The 25,669-nt window shown below is 60.2% G+C and carries 21 protein-coding genes; 7 read left to right on the forward strand and 14 right to left on the reverse strand.

All coding sequences use genetic code 11. The annotated features are described in order from the left end of the window. Positions 1-345: 345 nt before the first annotated feature. Positions 346-2,187 (forward strand): dihydroxy-acid dehydratase, encoded by a 1,842-nt coding sequence (gene ilvD / locus ACZYSM_RS04280; RefSeq protein WP_489069182.1) that lies wholly within the window; start codon positions 346-348, stop codon positions 2,185-2,187. A 159-nt stretch (positions 2,188-2,346) separates the two neighbouring features. On the opposite strand, the gene ACZYSM_RS04285 is transcribed toward ilvD, so the two are convergent. Then, positions 2,347-3,402 (reverse strand): HAD family hydrolase, encoded by a 1,056-nt coding sequence (locus ACZYSM_RS04285; RefSeq protein ID WP_489069184.1) that lies wholly within the window; start codon positions 3,400-3,402, stop codon positions 2,347-2,349. Positions 3,403-3,643: 241 nt separating this feature from the next. On the opposite strand from ACZYSM_RS04285, the gene ACZYSM_RS04290 reads away from it, so the two are divergent. Next, positions 3,644-5,035, forward strand: coding sequence for an L-cystine transporter (locus ACZYSM_RS04290; protein WP_489069186.1), 1,392 nt, complete (start codon positions 3,644-3,646; stop codon positions 5,033-5,035). Between the two features lie 110 nt (positions 5,036-5,145). Here the strand turns inward: ACZYSM_RS04290 and ACZYSM_RS04295 are convergent, their stop codons facing one another. Then, entirely contained in the window at positions 5,146-5,658 is a 513-nt protein-coding gene (locus ACZYSM_RS04295; RefSeq protein WP_489069188.1) for a dihydrofolate reductase, read from the reverse strand. Between the two features lie 106 nt (positions 5,659-5,764). On the opposite strand from ACZYSM_RS04295, the gene ACZYSM_RS04300 reads away from it, so the two are divergent. Both ACZYSM_RS04300 and ACZYSM_RS04305 read left to right on the forward strand, forming a co-directional pair. Continuing rightward, on the forward strand, positions 5,765-7,144 hold the full coding sequence (locus ACZYSM_RS04300) for a DUF2868 domain-containing protein (protein ID WP_489069190.1): 1,380 nt from the start codon (positions 5,765-5,767) through the stop codon (positions 7,142-7,144). Continuing rightward, positions 7,137-8,522 (forward strand): GTPase/DUF3482 domain-containing protein, encoded by a 1,386-nt coding sequence (locus ACZYSM_RS04305; protein ID WP_489069192.1) that lies wholly within the window; start codon positions 7,137-7,139, stop codon positions 8,520-8,522. The genes ACZYSM_RS04300 and ACZYSM_RS04305 overlap by 8 nt, the downstream gene beginning before the upstream one ends. A 113-nt stretch (positions 8,523-8,635) precedes the next feature. On the opposite strand, the gene ACZYSM_RS04310 is transcribed toward ACZYSM_RS04305, so the two are convergent. The 7 genes from ACZYSM_RS04310 to ACZYSM_RS04340 form a co-directional block, all read right to left on the reverse strand. Further along, positions 8,636-9,193, reverse strand: coding sequence for a phosphonate degradation HD-domain oxygenase (locus ACZYSM_RS04310; protein WP_489069194.1), 558 nt, complete (start codon positions 9,191-9,193; stop codon positions 8,636-8,638). Further along, positions 9,183-10,325 (reverse strand): TIGR03364 family FAD-dependent oxidoreductase, encoded by a 1,143-nt coding sequence (locus ACZYSM_RS04315; protein WP_489069196.1) that lies wholly within the window; start codon positions 10,323-10,325, stop codon positions 9,183-9,185. The genes ACZYSM_RS04310 and ACZYSM_RS04315 overlap by 11 nt, the downstream gene beginning before the upstream one ends. Positions 10,326-10,469: 144 nt before the next feature. Further along, positions 10,470-11,495 (reverse strand): putative 2-aminoethylphosphonate ABC transporter substrate-binding protein, encoded by a 1,026-nt coding sequence (locus tag ACZYSM_RS04320; RefSeq protein WP_489069198.1) that lies wholly within the window; start codon positions 11,493-11,495, stop codon positions 10,470-10,472. A 61-nt stretch (positions 11,496-11,556) separates the two neighbouring features. Continuing rightward, entirely contained in the window at positions 11,557-13,281 is a 1,725-nt protein-coding gene (locus ACZYSM_RS04325) for a putative 2-aminoethylphosphonate ABC transporter permease subunit (protein WP_489069200.1), read from the reverse strand. Further along, positions 13,281-14,357 (reverse strand): putative 2-aminoethylphosphonate ABC transporter ATP-binding protein, encoded by a 1,077-nt coding sequence (locus ACZYSM_RS04330; RefSeq protein ID WP_489069202.1) that lies wholly within the window; start codon positions 14,355-14,357, stop codon positions 13,281-13,283. Before ACZYSM_RS04330 ends, ACZYSM_RS04325 begins: the two co-directional genes overlap by 1 nt. Positions 14,358-14,579: 222 nt before the next feature. Beyond that, a complete protein-coding gene (locus ACZYSM_RS04335; RefSeq protein ID WP_489069204.1) occupies positions 14,580-15,443 on the reverse strand; it encodes a LysR family transcriptional regulator in 864 nt (287 codons plus the stop codon). Between the two features lie 16 nt (positions 15,444-15,459). Beyond that, positions 15,460-17,739 carry a heavy metal translocating P-type ATPase gene (locus ACZYSM_RS04340; protein WP_489069206.1) on the reverse strand — a complete coding sequence of 760 codons (2,280 nt, stop codon included), beginning with the start codon at positions 17,737-17,739 and terminating at the stop codon, positions 15,460-15,462. A gap of 84 nt (positions 17,740-17,823) precedes the next feature. Here ACZYSM_RS04340 and cadR point away from each other — a divergent pair, with 84 nt between their 5' ends. After that, complete coding sequence (gene cadR, locus ACZYSM_RS04345) at positions 17,824-18,273, forward strand: Cd(II)/Pb(II)-responsive transcriptional regulator (protein ID WP_489069208.1); 450 nt, start codon at positions 17,824-17,826, stop codon at positions 18,271-18,273. Positions 18,274-18,417: 144 nt separating this feature from the next. Here cadR and ACZYSM_RS04350 read toward each other — a convergent pair whose 3' ends face one another. The 3 genes from ACZYSM_RS04350 to ACZYSM_RS04360 all read right to left on the reverse strand — a co-directional run bounded on the left by ACZYSM_RS04350 (position 18,418) and on the right by ACZYSM_RS04360 (position 21,125). Then, complete coding sequence (locus ACZYSM_RS04350) at positions 18,418-19,389, reverse strand: thymidylate synthase (protein ID WP_489069210.1); 972 nt, start codon at positions 19,387-19,389, stop codon at positions 18,418-18,420. A 48-nt stretch (positions 19,390-19,437) separates the two neighbouring features. After that, on the reverse strand, positions 19,438-20,259 hold the full coding sequence (lgt, locus tag ACZYSM_RS04355) for a prolipoprotein diacylglyceryl transferase (protein ID WP_489069213.1): 822 nt from the start codon (positions 20,257-20,259) through the stop codon (positions 19,438-19,440). 83 nt (positions 20,260-20,342) lie between these two features. Further along, a complete protein-coding gene (locus tag ACZYSM_RS04360; RefSeq protein ID WP_489069215.1) occupies positions 20,343-21,125 on the reverse strand; it encodes a sulfite exporter TauE/SafE family protein in 783 nt (260 codons plus the stop codon). Positions 21,126-21,247: 122 nt separating this feature from the next. On the opposite strand from ACZYSM_RS04360, the gene ACZYSM_RS04365 reads away from it, so the two are divergent. Then, complete coding sequence (locus tag ACZYSM_RS04365; RefSeq protein ID WP_489069217.1) at positions 21,248-21,994, forward strand: NRDE family protein; 747 nt, start codon at positions 21,248-21,250, stop codon at positions 21,992-21,994. 77 nt (positions 21,995-22,071) lie between these two features. Here ACZYSM_RS04365 and ptsP read toward each other — a convergent pair whose 3' ends face one another. Next, the gene (ptsP, locus tag ACZYSM_RS04370) at positions 22,072-24,351 is read right to left on the reverse strand and encodes a phosphoenolpyruvate--protein phosphotransferase (RefSeq protein WP_489069219.1); all 2,280 of its coding nucleotides are present in this window, start codon (positions 24,349-24,351) and stop codon (positions 22,072-22,074) included. A gap of 22 nt (positions 24,352-24,373) precedes the next feature. Beyond that, the gene (locus ACZYSM_RS04375) at positions 24,374-24,853 is read right to left on the reverse strand and encodes an RNA pyrophosphohydrolase (protein ID WP_489069221.1); all 480 of its coding nucleotides are present in this window, start codon (positions 24,851-24,853) and stop codon (positions 24,374-24,376) included. Between the two features lie 143 nt (positions 24,854-24,996). On the opposite strand from ACZYSM_RS04375, the gene ACZYSM_RS04380 reads away from it, so the two are divergent. Further along, a complete protein-coding gene (locus ACZYSM_RS04380; RefSeq protein WP_489069223.1) occupies positions 24,997-25,653 on the forward strand; it encodes a histidinol-phosphatase in 657 nt (218 codons plus the stop codon). Positions 25,654-25,669 lie beyond the last annotated feature (16 nt).

The following is a 25,669-nucleotide window of genomic DNA, read 5'->3' on the forward strand; positions in this document are numbered from 1 at the left end:
GCCATCGGTAAACGTACGCCCCCACTGTAGGAGCGAGCTTGCTCGCGATAGCAATCCAACGAACACCAAAAAACTTCAGCCTGGCGGCTGATCGCGAGCAGGCTCGCTCCTACAGGTTATGTGTCGCCCTCACGTCTCCCACCATTCCTTCCTGGCGCCAGCGGTGTAGAATCGCAAGATTCATCGCCAGTCATCCCCCGGCGGGTTTATGAGCTCAAGCTGAGACGCGCGGCGATCCCGCAGCGTTATCGGCATCTTCCGGGCACACGGCCATTTCTGTGTGTTCCAGACGTCAATAGAAGCTCACTTCCCTTTTGATACCTGATTAGCCGCCCGGAGTGCTCCATGCCTGATTACCGCTCGAAAACATCCACCCACGGCCGCAACATGGCCGGTGCTCGCGCACTGTGGCGCGCCACGGGGATGAAGGATGACGACTTCAAAAAGCCGATCATCGCCATTGCCAACTCGTTCACCCAATTCGTACCGGGCCACGTCCACCTCAAGGACATGGGCCAACTGGTCGCCCGCGAGATCGAGCGCGCCGGTGGCGTCGCCAAAGAATTCAACACCATCGCGGTGGATGACGGCATCGCCATGGGCCACGACGGCATGCTTTATTCGCTGCCAAGCCGCGAGATCATCGCCGACTCTGTCGAGTACATGGTCAACGCCCACTGCGCCGATGCGATCGTCTGCATCTCCAACTGCGACAAGATCACCCCTGGCATGCTGATGGCCGCTTTGCGCCTGAACATTCCGGTGATCTTCGTTTCCGGCGGACCGATGGAAGCCGGCAAGACCAAACTCGCCAGCCACGGTCTGGACCTGGTTGACGCCATGGTGATTGCTGCCGATTCCAGCGCTTCTGACGAGAAAGTCGCTGAATACGAGCGCAGCGCTTGCCCAACCTGTGGTTCGTGCTCCGGCATGTTCACCGCCAACTCGATGAACTGCCTGACCGAAGCATTGGGCCTGGCCTTGCCGGGCAACGGTACGGCACTCGCCACTCACAGCGACCGCGAGCAGCTGTTCCTGCAAGCGGGCCGTACCATCGTCGATCTGTGCCGTCAGTACTACGGCGAGAACGATGAATCGGTATTGCCGCGCAACATCGCCAACTTCAAAGCGTTCGAAAACGCCATGACGCTGGACATCGCAATGGGTGGCTCGACCAACACCATCCTGCACTTGCTGGCCTCGGCTCAAGAAGCCGAGATCGACTTCAATCTGCAGGACATCGACCGCCTGTCGCGCAAAGTGCCGCAGTTGTGCAAGGTCGCGCCGAACATCCAGAAGTACCACATGGAAGACGTGCACCGCGCCGGCGGGATCTTCAGCATCCTCGGCGAGCTGGCCCGTGGCGGCTTGTTGCACACCGATCTGCCAACCGTTCACAGCAAGACCCTGGCCGACGGCATCGCCAAATGGGATATCACCCTGACTGACGATGAAGCCGTTCACACCTTCTTTAAAGCAGGCCCGGCCGGTATCCCGACCCAGACAGCATTCAGCCAGTCGACCCGTTGGGAAACCCTGGATGACGACCGCGAAAACGGCTGCATCCGCAGCGTCGAGCACGCTTACTCGCAAGAAGGCGGCCTGGCCGTGTTGTACGGCAACATCGCCCTGGACGGCTGCGTGGTGAAAACCGCCGGCGTCGATGAGTCGGTTCATGTGTTCGAAGGCAACGCTAAAATCTTCGAAAGCCAGGACAGCGCCGTACGCGGCATCCTCGCCGACGAAGTGAAGGCCGGCGACATCGTGATCATCCGTTATGAAGGCCCGAAAGGTGGTCCGGGCATGCAGGAAATGCTGTACCCGACGTCTTATCTGAAGTCCAAAGGCCTGGGCAAAGCCTGCGCGTTGCTCACCGACGGTCGCTTCTCTGGCGGTACCTCGGGCCTGTCCATCGGTCACGCTTCGCCTGAAGCGGCCGCTGGCGGCGCGATTGGCCTGGTACGCGACGGCGACAAAGTGCTGATCGACATTCCGAATCGCTCGATCAACCTGTTGATCAGCGACGACGAAATGGCCACACGCCGTGCCGAGCAGGACAAGAAAGGCTGGAAACCGGTCGAAGTGCGCCCACGTAAAGTGACCACCGCACTGAAGGCCTACGCATTGTTGGCGACCAGTGCCGACAAAGGTGCAGTACGTAACAAGGCGATGCTCGACGGTCTGTAAGCCTCGGTCGCCCCCCATAAAAATGCCCCGCCAAGTGCGGGGCATTTTTTTGGTCGGGAGTTCGGCCTCTACGAGGCCTATCGCGAGCAAGCCCGCTCCTACAGGGAGCCATGCAACCCTTGTAGGAGCGAGCTTGCTCGCGATCGCTTCAACGCGGTGTTACTGAATATCTTCAGGCTTCACGATTACCCAATTCTTATCCGCCGTAACCGCCAGGCCTTCTTTGGCTTGGGCCGCAGCGTGCTTGGTCATCATCCCGTTGAGCTGAGTCATGTATTTGTCCTTGCGGTTGACCCACAGGTGCACGCCGCCTTTGGCCACGTCAACGCTGTGGAACAGCATGTAACCATCGCTGGACGGAGTATCGCCGCCGACCAGAACCGGCTTTTTCCACTCGTCGATGTAGGTGAGGATTGCAGCCTGCTTGCCGGCCATCCAGGTGGCTGGAGTCCACAGGTACGGCGTCAACTCAAGGCCCAGGTTGGCTTTCTCGTCATATTTGCCGGCAGTGATCTGTTTACGTGCGGTGGTCAGCTCGCCGGTCTTGCGATCTTTGAGCAGCGTGCTCACGCCGATCACGTTCTGCGGTTTGACGTTGTAGCCGTACTTCGGATCTGCGGCAACCATCCGCACCAGCTCTTCAGAGGCGGCGGTCATCACATAGACCTCGATACCGTTTTCCATCAGTTTGTTGTATAGCTCGGCCTGGCCGGTGTAGACCTTCGGCGGCTGGACGTCGATGGTCTTGACCACATCGCCGTCGTAATAAGTGCTCGGCACAGATTTCCCGGAGGCCATCAACTCATCAACGTAGCCTTTGAGTTCTTTGAGGGTGAAGCCTGCAAAGACTTGCGCGACCCATGGATAGCACACCATGTCGTCGACTTCGCAGAGACGATAGTAGTAGCTGAACAGGCTTTCTTTGTGATCGGCGGTGTCCTTGAACGGCATCAGTTTCAGGGAGGGATCGAGCGTCTCGCGGGTGATCAGCCCCTTGTTCTCCATGAACGGCAACAAAGACTCTTCCAGGTCGTAGCGATAACTGGTGTTGTCCATGTCGAACACCGCGAAGTTACCTTTGTTGGCGTTGGCCGCGATCATCGCGTCCAGTTGCTTGGCCTGAGCCTCTGGCCAATGCTTCAACTCGGTGGCAAACGCCTGGCCGACCAGGCCCAGACACAGCGCGGCGGCAAACAATTTCGGAGCGAGCTTCATGTGCGTTTCTCCCTGAATGAAGGTTATCGACGCTAACAAATCCGTGTGACAGTCCTCGCCTCTGCGCGACCGCTTGCGTCCTGATCACGTCATCGACATTCGCCTGAGCGGCAGCGGCTTATTCCAAAAACGACAGCAACCATTCCATCTAGGTATTAATTCATTAGTTTTCAAGCTGTTAGGCTTGCCGGTTCGCAATCGCAGTCTATGGCGATGGGCACAAGTCTTTATTGGAGCTTCAATGAATCTGCCGCTGATCCTCAATCTGCTGGTATTCCTCGCCTTGCTGCTGGGCCTGGCACAAACCCGTCATACCTCGTGGAGCCTGGCCAAGAAGGTCCTGTTCGCATTGGTGTTGGGTGTAATCTTCGGCGTCGCGCTGCACGCCATTTATGGTTCGGACAGCCCGACCCTGAAAGCCTCGATCGGCTGGTTCGATCTGGTGGGCAACGGTTACGTGCAATTGCTGCAGATGATCGTGATCCCGCTGGTGTTCGCCTCGATCCTCAGCGCCGTGGCCCGTCTGCACAACGCTTCGTCGTTGGGCAAAATCAGCTTCCTGACCATCGGCACGCTGCTGTTCACCACCGCGATCGCCGCACTGATCGGCATCAGCTTGACCAACCTGTTCGGCCTGACCGCTGAAGGCTTGGTGGCCGGCACCCAGGAACTGGCCCGACTGCAAACCATTCAGTCCGACTACGCGGGCAAGGTCGCCGACCTTAATATCCCGCAATTGCTGCTGTCGTTCATCCCGCAAAACCCGTTCGCCGACCTGGCACGGGCCAAGCCGACGTCGATTATCAGCGTGGTGATTTTCGCTGCGTTTCTCGGTGTCGCGGCGCTGCAACTGCTCAAGGATGATGTCGAGAAAGGCCAGAAAGTGGTCAACGCCATCGACACCCTGCAAGCCTGGGTGATGCGTCTGGTGCGTCTGGTGATGAAGTTGACACCGTACGGCGTGCTGGCACTGATGACCAAAGTGGTCGCCGGTTCCAACCTCCAAGACATCATCAAGCTCGGCAGTTTCGTGGTGGTGTCGTACATCGGCCTGGGGCTGATGTTCGTGGTCCACGGCTTGCTGGTCTCGCTGGCCGGGATCAACCCACTGCGCTTCTTCCGTAAAGTCTGGCCGGTGCTGACCTTTGCCTTCACCAGCCGTTCGAGCGCCGCAAGTATTCCGTTGAGCATCGAAGCGCAGACTCGTCGTCTGGGGATTCCACAATCGATCGCCAGCTTCGCCGCCTCGTTCGGCGCGACCATTGGCCAGAACGGCTGTGCCGGGCTTTATCCGGCGATGCTGGCGGTGATGGTGGCGCCGACCGTGGGCATCAACCCGCTGGATCCGCTGTGGATCGCAACGCTGGTGGCGATTGTGACGTTGAGCTCGGCAGGGGTTGCCGGTGTCGGCGGTGGTGCAACGTTTGCCGCACTGATCGTGCTGCCGGCCATGGGCTTGCCGGTGTCACTGGTGGCGCTGCTGATCTCGGTCGAACCGCTGATCGACATGGGCCGTACCGCGCTGAACGTCAGCGGCTCGATGACCGCTGGCGCAATCACCAGCCAGATCATGCAGCAGACTGATAAAGAGCTGCTGGATGCGGATGAGCATACTGAGTTGGCTCAGGCTTAATTGTTGCCTGATAGATCACTATCGCGAGCAAGCTCGCTCCTACAGAGGCGCGTCGACACAAATCCTGTAGGAGCGAGCTTGCTCGCGATGGACCGCAACGCGGTCTGACTTCAAACCCGCTCCCAGACTTCGAAGCTGTACGCTGGCTTGTCATCCACTGCCGGGTTCTCGGCATTGGACACCCGTTTCCACTGCGCCAGATCAAACTCCGGAAACCACGCATCGCCTTGCGGGCTCAGCGCCACGCGGGTCAGGTACAGGCGATCGGCTTGTTCCATTCCTTGCGCATACAGCTGCGCGCCGCCAATCAACATCACCTCATCGACGCCCTGCTCGCGCGCCCATTCCTGAGCCCGGACCACGGCGGCTTCCAGCGACGGATAGACTTCGGCGCCTTCGAGTTGCAGATCCGGCTGACGGCTGACCACGATGTTCAATCGACCAGGCAACGGACGGCCAAGGGAATCCCAGGTCTTGCGACCCATGATGATCGGCTTGCCGAGAGTGGTGGCCTTGAAGTATTTGAAATCCCCCGGCAAGTGCCAGGGCATGCTGTTGTCGACGCCGATCACGCGGTTTTCACCGAGGGCTGCGATCAGGCTGAGGGGGAGAGTTTTATTCATGTCGGCGAGGATACCAGAGGCTCGGCCCCCCTCGCACGAACGGCAACATACCCCGATCAGCGCACAGCGGTTATGCTCATGGCTCACTTGAGCAATGGGATGCCGCGTGACTGCACTCACCCCGCTGGAAAACCTCTGGCTAACTGAAACCGTGCGCCTGCGCGAAGAACACGCAGGCCCTTTGGAAGACCTCGAAGCCAACCGCCTGGCCCGCAACGCTGGCGGCGACTTGCCGACCCGGATCCAGCACCGCGCCCTGTGGCTGGCCGATCGCGATGGCCTGACCAGCGCCCTACGCCGTTGGCTGCAAGGCGCGCGACTGGCGCTGATCGTGCTGGCGGTGCTGGCCATCGTCAGCGGTGCCGGCCTGGCTTTCGCCGCATTGGGTGATGGCCTGGTGCCGGTCAATGTGTTCTGGGCCTTGGGCAGCCTGCTTGGTTTGAACCTGATTCTGCTGATCAGCTGGGCCACGGGACTATTGTTTGCCGGCGAACACGGCGCCAGTCTCGGGCGTTTATGGTTGTGGCTCAGTGAAAAACTCGCCCGGGATGCCAAAGCCGCACAACTGGCGCCCGCCCTGCTGCTCTTGCTGCAACGCAAGAAGCTCAATCGCTGGGCCGTCGGCATGCTGGTCAACGGTATGTGGCTGCTGGTGTTACTCAGCACCTTGGCGATTCTGCTGATGCTGATGGCGACCCGGCGCTACGGTTTCGTTTGGGAGACCACCATTCTCAGTGGCGAGACCTTTGTCGTCATGACCCAAACCCTCGGCGCCCTACCCGCTCTGCTGGGCTTCAGCGTACCCACCGTAGAAATGATTCGCGCCAGTGGCGATGCCGCGCTGAATATCGAAAGCGCGCGGCAAGCCTGGGCTGCCTGGCTGGTGGGTGTGCTGCTGGTCTATGGCGTGTTGCCGCGTTTGCTCCTGGCGCTGTTCTGTTTGTGGCGCTGGACGCGCGGCCGTTCAACCCTGAACCTCGATCTGAATCTGCCCGGCTACAGCCAGCTGCGCGAACGCTTGATGCCTAGCAGCGAACGCCTTGGCATCAGTGATGCGGCCCCCGATCAATTGCATCATGTTCAGGGCGGCGTCAGTGCACTGGAAAGTGACGGCTCCCTGCTGGTGGCCATCGAGCTGGACGATCAACATCCATGGCCGCCAAAGCTACCGAAAACCGTGAAAGACGCCGGCATCCTCGATAGCCGCGAATCCCGGCAAAAGCTGCTGGAACAAATGACCCGATTTCCCCCTGCACGCCTGGCCATCGCCTGCGACCCGCGCCGATCACCGGATCGCGGCAGCCTGGCGCTGATCGCCGAACTGGCCCGCAACGCCTCAGCGACCCGCGTCTGGCTGCTGCAAGCACCGCCTGGTCAGGCGCTGGACGCCGAACGCCTCGGCGACTGGCACACCGCGCTGCAACAGCTGGAATTGCCGTTCGCCGATTGCGCCCCTATGAATTGGCTGGAGACGGGTCATGGATAAGTCCCGGAAGCAGCCTTTGAAGCTCGCGGTGGTCGGCCACACCAATGTCGGCAAAACCTCACTACTGCGCACCCTGACCCGGGATGTCGGCTTCGGCGAAGTCTCCCATCGGCCGAGCACCACCCGGCATGTCGAGGGCGCACGCTTATCGGTCGACGGCGAAGCCTTGCTGGAGTTGTATGACACACCGGGGCTGGAAGACTCGATTGCCCTGCTCGACTACCTGGAACGCCTGGAACACCCTGGCGAACGCCTTGATGGTCCGGCGCGACTGGCGCGATTTCTCGACGGCAGTGAGGCGCGCCAACGTTTCGAACAGGAAGCCAAAGTCCTGCGCCAGTTACTGGCCTCGGATGCCGGGCTGTATGTGATTGACGCCCGCGAACCGGTGCTGGCCAAGTACCGCGATGAACTGGAAGTGTTGGCCAGTTGCGGCAAGCCGCTGTTGCCGGTGCTGAATTTCGTCTGCAGCGCCAACCACCGCGAACCCGATTGGCGCGAAGCCCTGGCCCGACTCGGGCTGCACGCCCTGGTGCGTTTTGACAGCGTGGCACCGCCGGAAGACGGTGAACGGCGACTCTATGAAAGCCTCGCTCTATTGCTGGAGAGTTCTCGTGGGCAATTGGAGCGGCTGATTGCCGATCAACAGGCGCAGCGCCTGGCCCGCCAGCAAAGTGCCGCACGCCTGATTGCCGAACTGTTGATCGACTGCGCCGCGTGCCGACGCAGCGTGGTCAGCAAAGCCGATGCAGAACAGCACGCCATCAGCGAGCTGCGCAAAGCCATTCGCCAACGGGAGCAACGCTGCGTCGAAGCGCTGCTCAAGCTCTACGCCTTCCGACCGCAAGACGCAGCTGCCAGTGATTTACCCTTGCTGGATGGCCGTTGGGGCGACGATTTGTTCAACCCGGAAACCCTCAAGCAGCTTGGGGTACGGGTGGGCAGCGGAATCGCAGCGGGCGCGGCGGCGGGCGCTGGAGTGGACTTGCTGGTAGGCGGCCTGACCCTGGGCGCTGCCGCACTGGCCGGGGCGATCGCTGGCGGCGCACTGCAAACCGCCCGCAGCTATGGCAGCCGCTTGCTCGGCAAGATCAAAGGCCAGCGCGAACTGACCGTCGACGACAGCGTGCTGCGATTGTTGGCGTTGCGCCAACGGCAACTGCTGCAAGCCCTGAACCAGCGCGGACACGCGGCGATGGACAGCATCCAGGTCGCCACCCCGCAAGACAAAACCTGGCGCGAAGGCAAGTTGCCGGAAGCGCTGAACAAGGCCCGGGCGCATCCGCAGTGGTCGTCGCTCAATCCTCATTCGAGGTTGAGTCAGGCAGAGCGGCAGGAGCAAATTGAGGTGTTGGCGCAAAAGGTGGTTGAACTTTAAATTTCGGGCGTCTGCACTGGCCCTTTCGCGGGCAAGCCTCGCTCCTACAGATATAGCAGCGCCGTTGTAGGAGCGAGGCTTGCCCGCGATGAAGCCTGCACAGTTTTTCCGTCCTACACCGCCAACAACCTCCCCGCCTTCTCCTTCAACACCTGCAAATCCATCACCGGCACCCACATCTCCTTGGCCTGTTCATCCCAGTGCCTCATCCGCAGGCTGACCGCGCATAGCGGGTCCCGCTCGAAAGCGTCAGCCTCTTCAGCGCTCATCACCCCACCCTGATATTCCAGGGTCCGGCGGCTGGCTTCGCTGAGTCGGTCGTAGTACCCCGCCTCTTTCAACGTCAGATAACGCTTGGCCTGGACGTGATACTCCACCAACCGCGCGATGCGCTCGCTGAAGCCTGCGCGACGCAAAAAATCAGCCCCCAAACGCTCATGGCTGACCACCCCATAACCGCCCATGTTCTCCGCGCTTTGAGCGCAGATATGCCCGATGTCGTGAAAGAACGCCGCCAGCACCACTTCATCGTCGAAGCCCTCAGCCATCGCGAGCTGCGCGGCCTGGGACATGTGCTCGATCTGCGACACCGGCTCGCCGATATAATCGCTGTCACCGAATTGCTCGTACAAGCCGAAGACCTCGGCGATCACCTGCTCACTACGCTTCATCACGCTCCCCTAACAACGTCGCGACATTACGTTCAGCCAGTGCTGGCCCGACGCTCATGCCCACGCCTGTGTGCATCAACGCCACGCTCACCCCCGGTGCCGCGCGCAAGAACGAGAACGGCCCAGGCCCGCGAGAACCATAGACGCCCTGCCAGCGTTCGACCACTTGCACCTTGCAGCCCAGCGTTTGTTCGGCCAGTTCGATCAGCCAGTTGTCGACCCGCTCAGCGTTAAACGGTGAGGGATCGCTGCCGTAGTGGTGAGAGTCGCCAATGATCAGCTCGCCGTAGGGTGTCGGACTGATCAGCAGGTGAATGCCCTGTTCGTGCAAGTGAGGCGAATCGCGAAGAATCTGAGCCTGCACCGGTACGGCTTCCGGCAAGTCGGCAAAGGCGCCGTAATGCACGCAACTCAAACCCGTCAGCAATGCGTGTTGCAGATTCAGATTGATCTGCGGCCGCGCGCGGAGCATTTGCAGACGGCAGATTTGCGGATTGAGATCAGCGATTTGCTCAGCCAGCAGCGTCTGATAATCGTGCCCGGAACAGACAATGATCTGCTCGCCGCGAAAGGTGCCCGCCGTGCTGTGCAACTGGCCAGGCTCAATGTCGCGCACCAGCGTGGAGAAGTGAAATTCCACACCCAGCTCGCGGCGCAGGTACTCGATCAGCGCCGGTATCGCCTCGCGGGAATACAGTTGCTGGTCATCCAGACCATGCAGCGCCGCGCGGTGATGGCTGAACTGGCCGCCATACAGGTCGCGTAATGCCGCTCCCCGCAACAGTTCGACGCGGTAGCCGTGCTCCTTCGCGCGCCCGGCGCAGAAGGCTTCCAACAAGTGCTCTTCGGCTTCATTGCGGGCAAACAGGTATGAGCCGTTGCGCTTGAGTTGCAAGCCGGCCGATTGCGCCCATTGGCCCCAGATACCGCGACTGGCCCGTGCCAGATCAAGCATCGCCCCCGGCGGTTGACCGGTGACCAGCGCCTGACCGAAGTTGCGCACCGAGGCACCCAACGGTGTGGCGCTACGCTCGAAGACTTTGACCTTGAGCCCGCGCCTGGCCGCAGCATAAGCGTGGGACAGGCCCAGAATACCGGCGCCGACGATCAGCATGTCGCTGTGTTGAGTCATAAGGTTTTGTCCTGAATTCGAGACTGCCTTCGCGAGCAAGCCCGCTCCCACACTTGATCGGGTGAACTTCAATATCCCGTTCAACAGAGATCTAATGTGGGAGCGGGCTTGCTCGCGAAGAGGCCCTATCGGTCGAAGAGGTACTTACTTGGCAACCACCTTCTCGGACTTGCCGTCATAGCGCTTGCGCCACTCAGTCAGGATTTCGTCGCGATTTTTCGAGGCCCAAGCGAAGTCGTTCTTGATCAGACGCTGCTCGTAATCAGCCGGCAGTTCGGTCTGCGGCTTGGCGATACCTGGCTGCGCGAGGACGGCGAAGTTTTCTTTGTACAGCTCCATGGCCGCCGGGCTTGCGGAGAAGTCGGCGAGTTTCTTCGCAGCGTCTTCATGTGGCGTGCCCTTGATCACGGCAGTGGCTTCGATTTCCCAACCCAGACCTTCTTTTGGCAGAACGATATCCAGCGGCGCGCCCTGACGTTTCAGCTGTACGGCCGGGTATTCGAAAGAGATACCGATCGGGAATTCACCTGAAGCTGCGAGCTTGCACGGTTTGGAACCAGAGTGAACGTACTGGCCGATGTTCTGGTGCAGTTCGTCCATGTACTGCCAGCCCTGCTTCTCGCCGAAGGTTTGCAACCAGGCGCTGACGTCGAGGAAACCGGTACCGGACGACGCCGGGTTCGGCATGACGATCTTGCCTTTGTACTCAGGCTTGGTCAGGTCCTGCCAGCTCACAGGCTTGGTCAAACCCTGCTTCTGGGCTTCGACGGTGTTGAAGCAAATGGTCGCGGCCCAAACGTCCATGCCGACCCAGGCCGGTGGGTTGGCGGCATCGCGGTAGTTGCCGCCGATCTTGCCCAGGTCCTTCGGCGCGTAGCTTTGCAGCATGCCTTGCTGATCGAGGATCGCCAGGCTCGACGCGGCCAGGCCCCAGACCGCATCAGCTTGCGGACGGGCTTTTTCGGCCAGCAGCTTGGCGGTGATGATCCCGGTGGAATCGCGCACCCACTTGATCTCGACGTCCGGGTTGGACTTTTCGAAAGCTTCTTTGTAAGTCTTCAGTTGCTCGGCTTCGAGGGCGGTGTAGACCGTCAGCTCGGTTTTCGCCGCGAAAGCATTCAGGCTGAAAGCAGTGAGGACAGCAGCGGCAAGAGCCAGGGGCTTGAACATGGTGCGGTTCCTTTGTGAGTGCGGATCAGAGTGGGATGTGTAGGTAGAGTTATTGGGCAGATCAGTTGCCGGGCGCGGTTTGCCGCCAGGCCTGGGAGCGGCGTAGCAAGCCGCGCGAGGCCCAGGCCAGCAGCAGCGAGACGCCCGCCGAGGTGAACAGAATCAGGGTCGACATGGCCGCCGCGCCGCCGACATTGCCTGCGTCGTCCATGTTCAGCACCGCCACCGCCGCGAGGATGGTGTCTGGGCTGTAGAGGAAGATCGCAGCCGAAACGGTGGTCATCGCCGAGACGAACAGGTAGCGGACGATATCCAGCAGCGCCGGCAAGCAGATCGGCACGGTGACCCGCAGGTAGTGCCGATAGAGCGGCGCCTTGAGCGACAGCGCGGCGGCTTCGAACTCAGCGTCGAGTTGACGCAGCGCGGTGGTGGCGGTCATTTGCGCAGTGGTCAAATAGTGAGCAATGGTGCAGACCACCAGCAGCGTCATGGTCCCGTAGAACACATGCAGCGGGTTGCCGTTGAGGTTGAAGAAAAACACGTAACCCAGACCGAGGACCAAACCCGGGACCGCCATCGGCACAAAACTGAGCATGCGCAGGACCAGGTTCAATCCACGCTGGCCGTTGGTTTTCTCCATCAGGTAGGCGCCAGTGAAGATCAGTACGCTACCGATCAGCGCTGTACACAAAGCCATCTTCACGCTGTTGCCGTAGGCCAGCCAACCGCCGCCCGCCGTGTCGTTGAACTGGTAATGATTGAGCGACAGCGACAGGTTGTACGGCCAGAACTTGACCAGCGACGAGTACACCGCCATGCCGAACACCAACAACAGCACCGCACAAATCAGTAGGACGATGGCCAGGAAGCAAGCGTCCCGCAGACGCGACGGCGAGGGCTTAAAGACCTGCGCCCGGCCGCTCATGGAGTCGCCATGACGACGACGCAACCAGGCATCGACGCCGAAGCTGAACAGCGCTGGTAGCAACAACACCATGCCGATCAAGGCGCCGCGACCGAATTGCTGCTGGCCGACCACCGCTTTGTAGGCTTCCAGCGCCAACACCTGATAGTCGCCACCGACCACTACCGGCACACCGAAATCGGTGATGGTCAGGGTGAACACCAGGCAGAACGCAGCGAAAACAGCCTGGCGGGTCGCCGGCCAAGTGATGCTGCGAAATGCTTTGGCCGGGCTCGCCCCCATGCTCGACGCAGCATCAAACAAGCGCGCATCGGCCAGGGACAAAGCCGAGAGCAAAATCATCAACGCATGAGGAAAGGTGTAAATCGCTTCGCCAAGAACAATGCCCCAGAAGCCGTAGATGTTTTCCGACACCATCCCACGGAGCATGCCCTGGTTGCCGAACAGATAAACCAGGGCAATCCCCGGCAGCATCGACGGCGCCATCAGCGGCAACAACGACATCGCGCGCCAAATGCCTTTTGCCGGGATCAACGTGCGCTGTAATGCGTAGGCAAACAGATAGGCCAGCGGCACGACGATGGCCGCCACACTGAGAGAAACTTTCAGGCTATTGCCCAGCAACCAATGGAAATTCGCGCTGGTCACTAATTCGCGAGCGGCCACCAGACCACCGCCCTGCCCGGCTTCGGCACTAAAGCCGCGCCAGAAGATCGCCAACAACGGCATCAGCACCGCAACGCCGAGCAAACACAGCAGCAATACCTTGCCACCGACGACGAACACTCGATCACCGATCTCGGCGCGAGAGGTCTGCCGAACCTGCTTGTGCGCAATCGGCAGGGCGATCTGCGAGCTCATCAGGCAAACACCTGCAAGCTGCGCGGAGGCAAAGCGACCCAGATGTCCTGCGCCCCCAGACGTGGCATGTCTTGCGGCGCCAGCTCGGCAAGCAGCGAATGGCCCGGCAGTTCGTTGAGTTCGAAGCTCATGCGGCAACGGTTGCCGAGGAAGGTGATCTCGCGGACCTTGGCCGGGAACAGATTCTCCTCATGCACCGGCGGGTTGACGCTGATGGATTCCGGACGGCAGAACAGGCGGCCCGAGGCGGCACGACCGGAACCCTCGGCCAGCCGTATGTTCATGCCACCAACTTGGGCATGGCTATCGCTGCTGCGTTGGAACGGCAGCCAATTACCCTGGCCAACAAACTCGGCCACGAACGGCGTCGCCGGGTTGTCGTAGATTTCCTGAGGGGTGGCGTACTGCTCGACCTTACCGTTGTTCATCACGGCAATCCGGTCAGCCATCAGCATTGCCTCGTCCTGATTGTGGGTGACCATCAGGGTCGTGATACCCAGATTGCGCTGCAGTTGGCGCAACTCAGTACACAGATGCTCGCGCACTCGGGCGTCGAGGGCCGACATCGGCTCGTCGAGCAGCAGCAACGACGGCGCCGGGGCCAAGGCACGAGCCAGGGCCACGCGCTGTTGCTGACCGCCGGACAGTTGGCCGGGGTATTTCTTTTCGCTGCCGATCAAACCGACCAGTTCAAGCATCTGCCCGACGCGCTTGCGCACTTCATCGCGACCACTGCTGGCGAGGCCGTAGGCAATGTTGGCTTCGACGGTGAGATTGGGAAACAGCGCGTAGGACTGAAACAGAATGCCGTAGTCCCGGGCTTGCGGTGCCAGCAGTGAAACGTCGCGGTCACCGAGGTACAACTCACCGCTGTCCTGACGCTCCAGGCCGGCGATGCAGCGCAGCAGCGTGGTCTTGCCGCACCCGGACGGGCCGAGCAGACACACCAGTTCGCCGGCAGCGACGTCCAGCGAAACGTTATCCAGGGCTGCGAATGCGCCGAAACGTTTCTGAATACCGCGCACCCTCATCGGCGCACCAGGAAAGGTCTGAGCAGTTGCGATCGAGTTGTTCATGGACGGACCTCATCAAGCAGATGAAGGCCATCCTAGGTTTGCAATGCGTCCGTCATGTGGCAACGAGGCAAAAGTTGCCGATAGTGGTATTGGTGGATTTTGGTTCAAGTCCTGTGTTGCTTGTGCCGACGCCATCGCGAGCAGGCTCGCTCCCACAATTGACCGCATTCCCCTGTGGGAGCGAGCCTGCTCGCGATGGGGCCGGCACAGGCAATAGAGATTTCAGGCCGGAGCCATCTCCTGTGCCAATCCGAGAAACGCCGCCGGCAAGCGCGCGCCTTTTCGCTCCTTGAGGCAATACAGATACTCGGCAATCTGCGGTGCACCTTCGAAGGTCAGCACCCGCAATTGCGGGTCGTGGGGCACTTCGTGGCGGGCGATGATGCTGATGCCGATGTTGCGCAGTACCGCCTCTCTGATCGATTCGCGGCTGCCGATTTCCAGCAGCGGGCCAAAACTGACGTTGGCGTTTTGCAGCAGGGCTTCGGTCAGTCGGCGAGTGGTCGAGCCCGGCTCACGCATCAGCAAGGTATGCCCGGCCAATGCGCTGAGTGGAACATGGCCATGGGTCGCCAACGGATGATTGCGATGCACCGCCAGCACCAGCGGATCGCTGCCCAACACCCGGCGAATCAGCCGCGCGTCTTCCAGCAACTGCGAAGAGGCGGCGATGTCGACCCGGTATTCCTCCAGCGATTCCAGCACCTGCTGCGAATTGCCAATCTCTACCGAGACCTCAACCTGCGGTAAGCGCTCGCGGAAGGTTTTCACCAGATCGAGAATGTAATACGGCGCCGTGGCAGCGATGCGCAGTGTGCCTTGCACCTGTCCACTGTTGCGCAGGAAAAACTCGATATCGGCTTCCTGCTGTAACAGCGTCTTGACCATTGGCAACAACCGCGCGCCTTCATCACTGACGCTCAAACGGCGGCCGCCGCGGTAGAACAACTCAACTGAATACTGGCTTTCCAGATGACGAATCTGCGTCGTCACTGTCGGTTGGCTCAGGCCGAGTTTTTTCGCCGCCTGAGTGATGCTCCCCAGACGGGCGACCATGTAAAAAGCCTTCAGCTCGGCACTCAGCACTGCACCCTCTCATTGTTTATTTGCGCAACAGGCGCAGACCATTGAACACCACCAACAGGCTCACGCCCATGTCGGCAAAGACTGCCATCCACATGGTGGCTAGGCCCGCGAAGGTTACCCCAAGAAAGATTGCCTTGATGACCAACGCCAAGGCGATGTTTTGCTTGAGGATACTCGAGGTCTGCCGCGAGAGCCGGACGAATGCCGGGATTTTGCGCAGATCATCGTCCATCAGGGCGACATCGGCAGTCTCAATGGCGGTATCGGTGCCGGCCGCCGCCATGGCGAACCCAATCTCGGCACGGGCCAGCGCCGGGGCATCGTTGATACCATCGCCGACCATGCCTACCCGGTGACCTTGTGTGTACAAGGCCTCAATGGCTTGCAACTTGTCGGTCGGCAGCAGGTTGCCCTGGGCCTGATCGATGCCAACCTGGGCCGCAATCGCCTGGGCGGTGTGTGGGTTGTCACCGGTCAGCATCAAGGTCTTGATGCCCAGCTCGTGCAGTTGCCGGATCGCCTCGCGGCTGGACTCCTTCACCGTATCCGCTACCGCGAACAGCGCCAGCGGACCCGAGGTGTCGAGCAGCAGCACCACGGACTTTCCCTGTTTTTCCAGGGCGAACAGCTTCTCTTCCAGCGCGGGCGAACACAGGCCCAACTCTTCCACCAAACGGTGGTTGCCCAAGTGGTAGAGCTGACCACCGATTTCACCACGCACGCCGCGACCGGTCAGGGCTTCGAAGTTATCCACAGCGTGCAGCGTCAGCTGTTTACCCACAGCCGCATTGGCGATGGCCAGCGACACCGGGTGATCGGAGCGCCCGGCCAGGCTGGCGGCAATACCCGGCGCGATCTCGTCGGCTATCGGATCAAGGGACAGATAATCGGTCTGCACCGGTTTGCCGTGGGTGATGGTGCCGGTCTTGTCCAGGGCCAGGTAGTCGAGCTTGTAACCACTCTCCAGGTACACGCCACCCTTGATCAAAATGCCTTTGCGCGCGGCTGCCGCGAGGCCGCTGACGATGGTCACCGGAGTGGAAATCACCAAAGCGCAGGGGCAAGCGACCACCAGCAGCACCAGTGCGCGATAGATCCACTCGAACCAGTCACCCCCCATGAACAACGGCACAATCACCGCCACGGCCAAGGCGAAGATGAACACCACCGGCGTGTAGATCTTGGCGAAGGTGTCGACAAAGCGCTGGGTTGGAGCCCGTGCCCCTTGGGCCTGCTCCACCGCATGGATGATCCGCGCCAGGGTCGAGTTATTGGCCGCAGCCGTCACCTTGTATTCGAGGGAGCCGGACTGGTTGATAGTGCCCGCGAAGACTTTATCGCCGATGGTTTTCTCAATCGGCAGGCTTTCACCGGTGATCGGCGCCTGGTCGATGGTCGAGTTGCCGGACACCACTTCACCGTCCAGAGCGATACGTTCGCCCGGGCGGACCCGGACCAGCGCGCCCAATTCGATGCTTTTCACTTCACGTTCGAGCCAACTGCCGTCGGCCTGCTGCACGGTGGCCTGTTCCGGAGTCATCTGCATCAAGCCGCCGATGGCATTGCGCGCGCGGTCGAGGGATTTGGCTTCGATCAACTCGGCCACGGTGAACAGGAACATCACCATCGCTGCTTCCGGCCACTGACCAATCAACACCGCGCCAGTCACCGCAATGCTCATCAGTGCGTTGATGTTCAGGTTGAAGTTTTTCAGGGCGATCCAGCCCTTTTTATAAGTGACCAACCCGCCACTGAGAATCGACACCAGCGCGATGAACGCCACCACCCAAGTTGGTGCCGCATGAGTGAAATGAATCACTTCGGCGGCCAAAGCGCCGACGCCGGACAACGCCAACGGCCACCAGGGCTTTTTCGCCGGTATTGGGATCGTTATCTCAGCATCGGACCCCTGCTCAATGGGCTCGGCTTGCATGCCAAGGGATTTGATTGCCTCGACGATGGGTGCGGTGGACGCCAGGTCGTGAGTGACGCTCAGCACCCGATTGATCAGGTTGAATTCCAGTTGCTGCACACCCGCCAGTTTGCCGAGTTTGTTCTGGATCAGTGTCTGCTCGGTCGGGCAGTCCATGGCGTCAATGCGGAAACTGCTCAAGCGAGCGTCGGCAGTGGGGGCTTCGCTCAGCTTGATCAGCGACGGCGCTTCAGCCGCTGAACAGCAGGAGTGCTGATGGCTGGCGTGGTCGTGCTTGTCGACTGGCCGGAGTTTTTGCCCGTGATCGTGATCAGCATGCTGATGGTCAGCATCGGGTTTGTGGGTGTGGATGGAGTCGCTCATGGGTCGCGTCCGAAAAGGTGTCTGTTGCCAAGTGAACACCCTGTAGCCACTATAGGGTCAAGCATCCAGTGGAGATGATTTGAAATGAAGATAGGTGAGCTGGCGAAACTGACCGACTGTCAGGTCGAAACCATCCGCTATTACGAGCGCGAAGGCCTGCTGCCTCCACCTGCGCGCAGTGAAGGCAATTACCGCCTGTACACCCAGGCCCACACCGAGCGGCTGACCTTTATCCGCAACTGTCGGACCCTCGACATGACCCTCGAGGAAATCCGCAGCCTGTTGGGTCTGCGCGACAGCCCGCAAGGCCAATGCGAAAGCGTCAACGCCTTGATCGACGAGCACATCCACCACGTCAAGGCACGGATCGACGGCTTGCTGGCCTTACAGGAACAGCTGCTCGACCTGCGCCAACGCTGCAGCGAAGGGCCGGATATCGATCAGTGCGGGATTTTGCAGAGCCTGGAAGTGAGTGGCTCAGTGGTGGCCAGTGATGCCGAGCATTCACATGTGGGCAGAAGCCACGGGCATTGAGTCACCCCAACCCCCTGTAGGAGCAGCCGGTCGACGCTCGATTGCTCGCGATAGCGGCTCCGTGGACGCCACAGAATTTCAGCCTAGCGGCTGATCGCGAGCAAGCTCGCTCCTACAGTAGTGCGGTTGGCGTTGAGCCGCTGATCAAACCGCCATCGGCGCGGTCATTGGCGCATGGTGCTCGTAGCCTTCGAGTGAGAAGTCACTCGGTTCGATCTGCTCCAGCCACTCCGGCTGGTACACGCCCGTCTTGGCAAACTCCGGCACACGCTCGGAAATCACCAGTTTCGGCATCGGGAACGGCTCACGGGTGAGTTGTTCGTTGAGCATGTCCAGGTGGTTTTCGTAGACGTGGGCATCACCGATGAAATAGGTGAACCAGCGTGGCGTGTAACCGGTCAGACGGCCAATCAGGCTCAGCAGCGCTGCGCCTTCGGTCAGGTTGAACGGCGTACCTAACCCTAAGTCGTTGGAGCGGATGTAGAGGGTCAGGGATATTTCCCTGGTCTCGACATTCGGGTGGAACTGATACAGCAGGTGGCACGGCGGCAAAGCCATTTCATCGAGCTGCGCGCAGTTCCAGCCGTGGAACAGAATCCGTCGGCTACCCGGATCCTTGATGATGGTGTCGACGCACTGGCGAATCTGGTCGATGGCCTTGTACAGCACCACGTAGGCCTGGCCGGCATCGAAGCCTTCAGCGATCTGCCGATAGCCCTGGCTCAGCGCCAGGTCGATCGCCGCCTGATTGCTGATGTTGATCTGCTTGTACGCCGGCCATTTGCGCCATTGCACACCGTAGATCTCACCCAGGTCGTCATCGCCCTGGCGGAATGGGTTGGCCAGCCACTGAGCGTTTTCGTTGGCGTTCTGGTCCCAGACCTTGCAGCCCAGAGCACGGAATTCAGCGGCGTTGTTCACTCCTCGCAGGAAACCGACCATCTCGCCGATGGCCGACTTGAAGGCCATTTTGCGGGTGGTGATTGCCGGAAAGCCTTCCTTCAGGTCATAGCGCAGCATGGCACCGGGAAAACTGATGGTGTTCACGCCAGTACGGTTGGCCTGCTTGGTGCCATTCTTGATGACATGGGCGACCAGATCGAGATATTGCTTCATGAATTACCTGTGTCCTTGAACCCAGGGCCGCAGCCCCGGGATTCGAATTTAAAGCGCCGCGTCTTTGGCAGCAGGGGCTGCCGGGGCGCGGTGATAAGCCAGCCAGATCAGGAACAGACCGCCGACAATCATCGGCACGCAGAGTACTTGCCCCATGGTCAGCCAGTCCCATGCCAGATAACCAAGTTGTTTGTCTGGAACACGAACGAATTCGACGATGAAACGGAAAATCCCGTAGAACAGGGCAAACATCCCGGATACGGCCATCGTTGGTCGAGGCTTACGTGAGTACAGCCAGAGGATGGCAAACAGTGCGACACCTTCCAGGGCGAACTGATATAGCTGTGACGGGTGACGCGCCAACTGATCAGGATCGCTGAAAGGCGGGAAGATCATCGCCCACGGCACGTCGGTCGGCTTGCCCCACAACTCGGCGTTGATGAAGTTGCCAATACGTCCGGCTCCCAGGCCAATTGGCACCATCGGCGCGACGAAGTCCATAAGCTCGAAGAACGACTTGCCATTGCGCTTGCCGAACCACCAGGCCGCCAGCATGACCCCGATAAAGCCACCGTGGAACGACATGCCGCCTTTCCACACTTCGAAGATCAGGGTCGGGTTGGCCAGATAAGCACTCAGATCGTAAAACAGCACATAACCCAGACGCCCACCGACAATAACGCCCATCGACATCCAGAACACCATGTCGGAGAGCTTCTCCTTGGTCCACGTCGGGTCGAAACGGTTCATCCGGCTCGACGCCAGTAGCCAGGCGCCACCGATGCCGACCAGGTACATCAGGCCGTACCAGTGGATTTTCAGCGGACCGATGGCCAAGGCCACCGGGTCAATCTGCGGGTAAGGCAGCATTACGACTCCTCGTTAGAGTTCAAACCTAAAAATTCCGGGCTGGACCATGCCAAACCAGGATTAAGCCAACGTTGCGACATGTGTCAGAGCAAAAAACTCAACCCCACGCAAAACAGCAACCCAGCGAACATTCTTTTCAACAAGCGTGGTGACAGCTTGTGCGCCATCCGTGCACCGAATCGCGCGAACACCATACTGGTCAGGGCTATCCCGAGCAGTGCGGGCAAATATACAAAACCCAGACTATGAGCGGGTAAGCGTGGATCGTGCCAGCCCAGAATCATGAAACTTAATGCACTGACCAGGGCAATCGGCAGGCCGCAGGCGGATGAGGTGGCCACCGCTTGCTGCATCGGCACGCCACGCCAGGCCAGAAACGGCACAGTCAGCGAGCCACCGCCGACGCCGAAGATCGCCGAAGCCCAACCGATCACGCTACCGGCCAAGGTCAGACCGAGCTTTCCGGGAACGGTTCGGCTGGCCTTGGGTTTGAGTTCCAGGGTCATTTGCAGGGCGACGACCAAGGCGAAGACACCGATGATTTTCTGCAAGTTCGGCCCGGAGATAGCTTCAGCCGTCAGTGCACCAAAACCCGCGCCGATCAGGATCCCGACCGTCATCCAGACAAAAATCGGCCAGCGCACCGCGCCTCTGCGCTGATGCTCACGGACCGCGTTGACCGAGGTAAAGATAATCGTCGCCAAGGACGTACCGACCGCCAGGTGAGTCAACACCGACGCATCGAAACCTTGCAAGGTGAAACTGAACACCAGCACCGGGACAATGATGATTCCGCCGCCAACGCCAAACAGCCCGGCCAACACGCCCGCACAGGCGCCCAGCAGCAGATAGAGCAGATATTCCATGCGTGCATCCCGAAATAAGACAGGCATGGTAACGGATGCATGGCCTTGGGCTCCACTGGATGGCGATGGATACCCGTCCGATCTCTGCGTAGAGTGGGCAAAAAACACAGAGGGATAACCCCATGTGCTTGATCGTGTTCGCCTGGCGCCCCGGCCATGCCCAGCCTTTGGTTGTAGCCGCCAACCGCGATGAGTTCTATGCCCGCCCCAGCCTGCCGTTGGCACAATGGCCTGAGGCGCCGCAGGTTTATGCGGGTCGGGATCTGGAGGCAGGAGGCACCTGGCTCGGAGTCGGTGCCGCTGGACGCTTTGCTGCGCTGACCAATATTCGCAACCCGCATCAGCCACCGGCCCGTCGATCACGCGGTGAATTGGTGGCACGCTTTCTTAACGGGGACATGCCGATTGAGGACTATTTAGCCGACGTTGTCGGCAGATCGGTTGAATATGCGGGATTTAACCTGTTGGTTGGTACGACTGATCAGTTATGGCATTACAACGCGCTGGAGCCTGGACCCATGCTTTTGGCGGCAGGTGTCTATGGACTGTCCAATGCAGGACTCGATACTCCATGGCCGAAAGTGCTCAAGGCCAAGGCAGCCTTGCGCGAAGTTCTGGACGACCCGCAACCACAGGCGCTACTCGCCTTGTTGAACGACCCACAGACTGCACCTTTCGCCGAATTACCCGACACCGGGGTCGGCCTCGCGACCGAGAGCCTACTGTCGAGTGTGTTTATCGCCAGCCCCAGCTATGGCACCCGCGCCAGTACCGCACTGATCGTTTACGCCGATGGCTCACGACACATCGTGGAGCGCAGCTTTGGGCCCTATGGCGGGCATTTGGGGGAGGTGGAGATCAGGATTTAGATTTGTTGTCGTCAGATCTGGCCTCATCGCGAGCAATCGAGCGTCGACCGGCTGCTCGCGATGGGAGCATCAGCGTTTTAGAGAGTCTTGACCGCCGCCGGATTGATCATCCGCGACAACCCGAGATTCTTCAGCGCCAGTTGTAGCGAGCTGTGGATAACTTGCGGGTTGTCGATGGTCATCAGCTCGGCCAGCAGTTCCTTGGCCATGCTCAGGTTGATCTGGCGTAGCATCCACTTCACTTTCGGCAGGTTGGTGGCGTTCATCGACAGGCTGTCGAAGCCCATCGCCATCAACAGTACCGCCGCCGCAGGATCACCGGCCATCTCACCGCAGATACTTACCGGCTTGCCTTCGGCATGGGCATCGCGCACCACACTCTGCAAGGCTTGCAGCACAGCCGGGTGCAGGTAGTCGTAGAGATCGGCGACCCGTGGGTTGTTGCGATCCACGGCCAACAGGTATTGGGTCAGGTCGTTTGAGCCGACCGACAGGAAGTCCACCTGCCGCGCCAGTTCCTTGGTCTGATACACCGCTGCGGGAATTTCAATCATCACGCCAACCGGCGGCATCGGCACGTCGGTGCCTTCGTCGCGCACTTCGCCCCAGGCGCGGTGAATCAGGTGCAACGCTTCTTCCAGCTCGTGGGTACCGGAGATCATCGGCAGCAGAATGCGCAGGTTGTTCAGGCCTTCGCTGGCCTTGAGCATGGCGCGGGTCTGTACCAGGAAGATTTCGGGGTGGTCGAGGGTGACGCGGATTCCGCGCCAGCCGAGGAACGGGTTGTCTTCTTTAATCGGGAAATACGACAGTGACTTGTCGCCGCCAATGTCCAGGCTACGCATGGTCACCGGTTGCGGATGGAAAGCGGCAAGTTGCTCTCGATAAATCGCCAGCTGCTCCTTTTCGCTTGGGAAGCGCTGATTGATCATGAACGGCACTTCGGTGCGGTACAGACCCACGCCTTCGGCACCGCGCTTCTGCGCCCGCGCCACGTCCGCCAGCAGACCCGTGTTGACCCATAGCGGCATGCGGTGACCATCGAGAGTCACGCACGGCAAGTCGCGCAGTGCATCCAGCCCTTGGGCCAGTTGCCGCTCTTCTTCGACGACCTCGGCGAATTGCTTGCGCAGCACCTCACTCGGGTTGGTGTAGACCTCGCCGTGGTAGCCGTCGACGATCATCTGAATGCCGTCGACCTTGGAATACGGCAGGTCAACCAGCCCCATCACCGTCGGGATACCCATGGCCCGGGCCAGGATCGCAACGTGGGAGTTGCCCGAACCCAGGACCGAAACCAACCCCACCAGCTTGCCTTCCGGCACCTCGCCGAGCATCGCCGGCGTCAGTTCTTCGCTGATCAGAATGGTGTTATCGGGATAGACCAACGTCTGTTGACGCTCTTCTTGCAGATAGGCCAGGAGACGGCGACCGAGGTCTTTAACGTCCGACGCACGTTCGCGCAGGTAGGCGTCGTCCATCAATTCGAAACGGTTGACGTGGTCGGTGACCACTTGGCGCAAGGCGCCCTGAGCCCACTGACCGGTCTTGATCACGGTGGTCACTTCGCTGCCCAGCGAGGCATCGTCGAGCATCATCAGGTAGACGTCGAACAGCGCCCGCTCTTCTGGACGCAGCTGAGTGGCAAGCTTGGCAGACAGCGCGCGCATGTCCGCACGCACGCCTTCGATCGCGGTCTTGAACAGCCCTAGCTCGGCGTCGATGTCGGCGATGGCTTTGTCCGGCACCACGTCCAGATCCGCCGGTGGCAGCATGACCACCGCCGTACCGACAGCAGCACCGGGCGAACCGGGTACGCCGACGAACTTGGCTTCCTGAATGCCTTTGCCCTGACGACCCAGCCCGCGGATCGAGCCAGTGGCTTCGGCGTGGGCGATAACCCCGGCGAGCTGAGCGCTCATGGTCACCAGGAACGCTTCTTCACCTTCATCGAACTGGCGACGTTCTTTTTGCTGAATGACCAACACGCCGACGACGCGGCGGTGGTGAATGATCGGTGCGCCAAGGAAGGAGGCGAAGCGCTCCTCGCCGGTTTCGGCGAAGTAGCGATAACGCGGGTGATCAGCGGCGTTTTCGAGGTTCAGAGGTTCTTCACGCGTGCCGACCAGGCCGACCAGACCTTCATTGGGTGCCATGCTGACCTTGCCGATCGAGCGCTTGTTCAAGCCCTCGGTGGCCATCAGCACGAAACGGTTGGTCTCAGGGTCCAGCAGATAGACTGAGCAGACCTGGCTGCCCATGGCTTCTTTGACGCGCAACACAATAATCCCCAACGCCGCCTTGAGATCCTTGGCGGAGTTAACTTCCTGGACGATCTTGCGCAGCGTATTGAGCATGGCTCGGGGTCGAACTCCGTCGTCAGTCGCGCGTTAAAAGGCGCGGGGCAAGCTCTTTGAGAGCGCGTCGATACACCTCGCGCTTGAATGTCACCACCTGGCCCAACGGATACCAATAGCTGACCCAGCGCCAGCCATCGAATTCCGGTTTACCGGTCAAATCCATCCGCACCCGCTGCTCGTTAGAGACCAGGCGCAGGAGAAACCATTTCTGTTTCTGGCCGATGCACAGCGGTTGGCTGTGCGTCCTCACCAGACGTTGCGGCAAACGATAGCGCAACCAGCCCCGAGTGCAGGCGAGAATTTGCACATCTTCGCGTTCCAGCCCCACTTCTTCGTTCAACTCGCGGTACAAGGCGTCTTCCGGCGTCTCCTGAGGGTTGATACCACCCTGCGGAAACTGCCAGGCATCTTGATTGATACGGCGAGCCCATAGCACCTGGCCGGCATCATTCGTCAGAATGATCCCCACATTGGGGCGGAAACCATCGGGGTCGATCACGGCAACAACCTCGCAAACGCATGTCGCCGCATTGTTCCACAAAGGTTGTGAAAGCAGCAACGAAGCTTCCTGCCTTATGTGCACTCTTATGAAAAGACCGTATTCTGGACGCCTTTTTACAGACTTTTCAGCGAGTAACTGCAATGCGCCTGGCTTTATTCGACTTGGACAACACGCTTTTGGGCGGTGACAGTGACCACGCCTGGGGCGATTACCTGTGCGAACGGGGTATCCTCGACGCCGTCGCCTACAAGGCGCGTAACGATGAGTTCTACCAGGACTACCTGGCCGGCCGGCTGGACAACGCCGAGTACCTGAACTTCTGCCTGGAAATCCTCGGCCGCACCGAGATGGCCCAGCTGGACGAATGGCATCGCGACTACATGCGCGATTGCATCGAACCGATCGTGCTGCCCAAGGGCATCGAGCTACTGGCCAAACACCGGGCCGCCGGCGACAAACTGGTGATCATCACCGCCACCAACCGCTTCGTCACCGCGCCGATTGCCACGCGCCTGGGCGTCGACACCCTGATCGCTACCGAGTGCGAGATGATCGATGGCCGCTACAGCGGGCGCAGCACCGACATCCCGTGTTTCCGCGAGGGTAAGGTGACGCGTTTGAATCGTTGGTTAGAAGAAACCGGGTTTAGCCTGCAAGACAGCTACTTCTACAGCGACTCGATGAATGATTTTCCGTTGTTGGAGCTGGTGACCCATCCGATTGCTGTCGATCCTGATCCGAATCTGCGGGCAGAGGCCGAGAAGCGCGGTTGGCCGGTGATGTCGTTGCGCGACTGATGACGCTATCGCGAGC

Source organism: Pseudomonas sp. F220 (assembly GCF_057813935.1).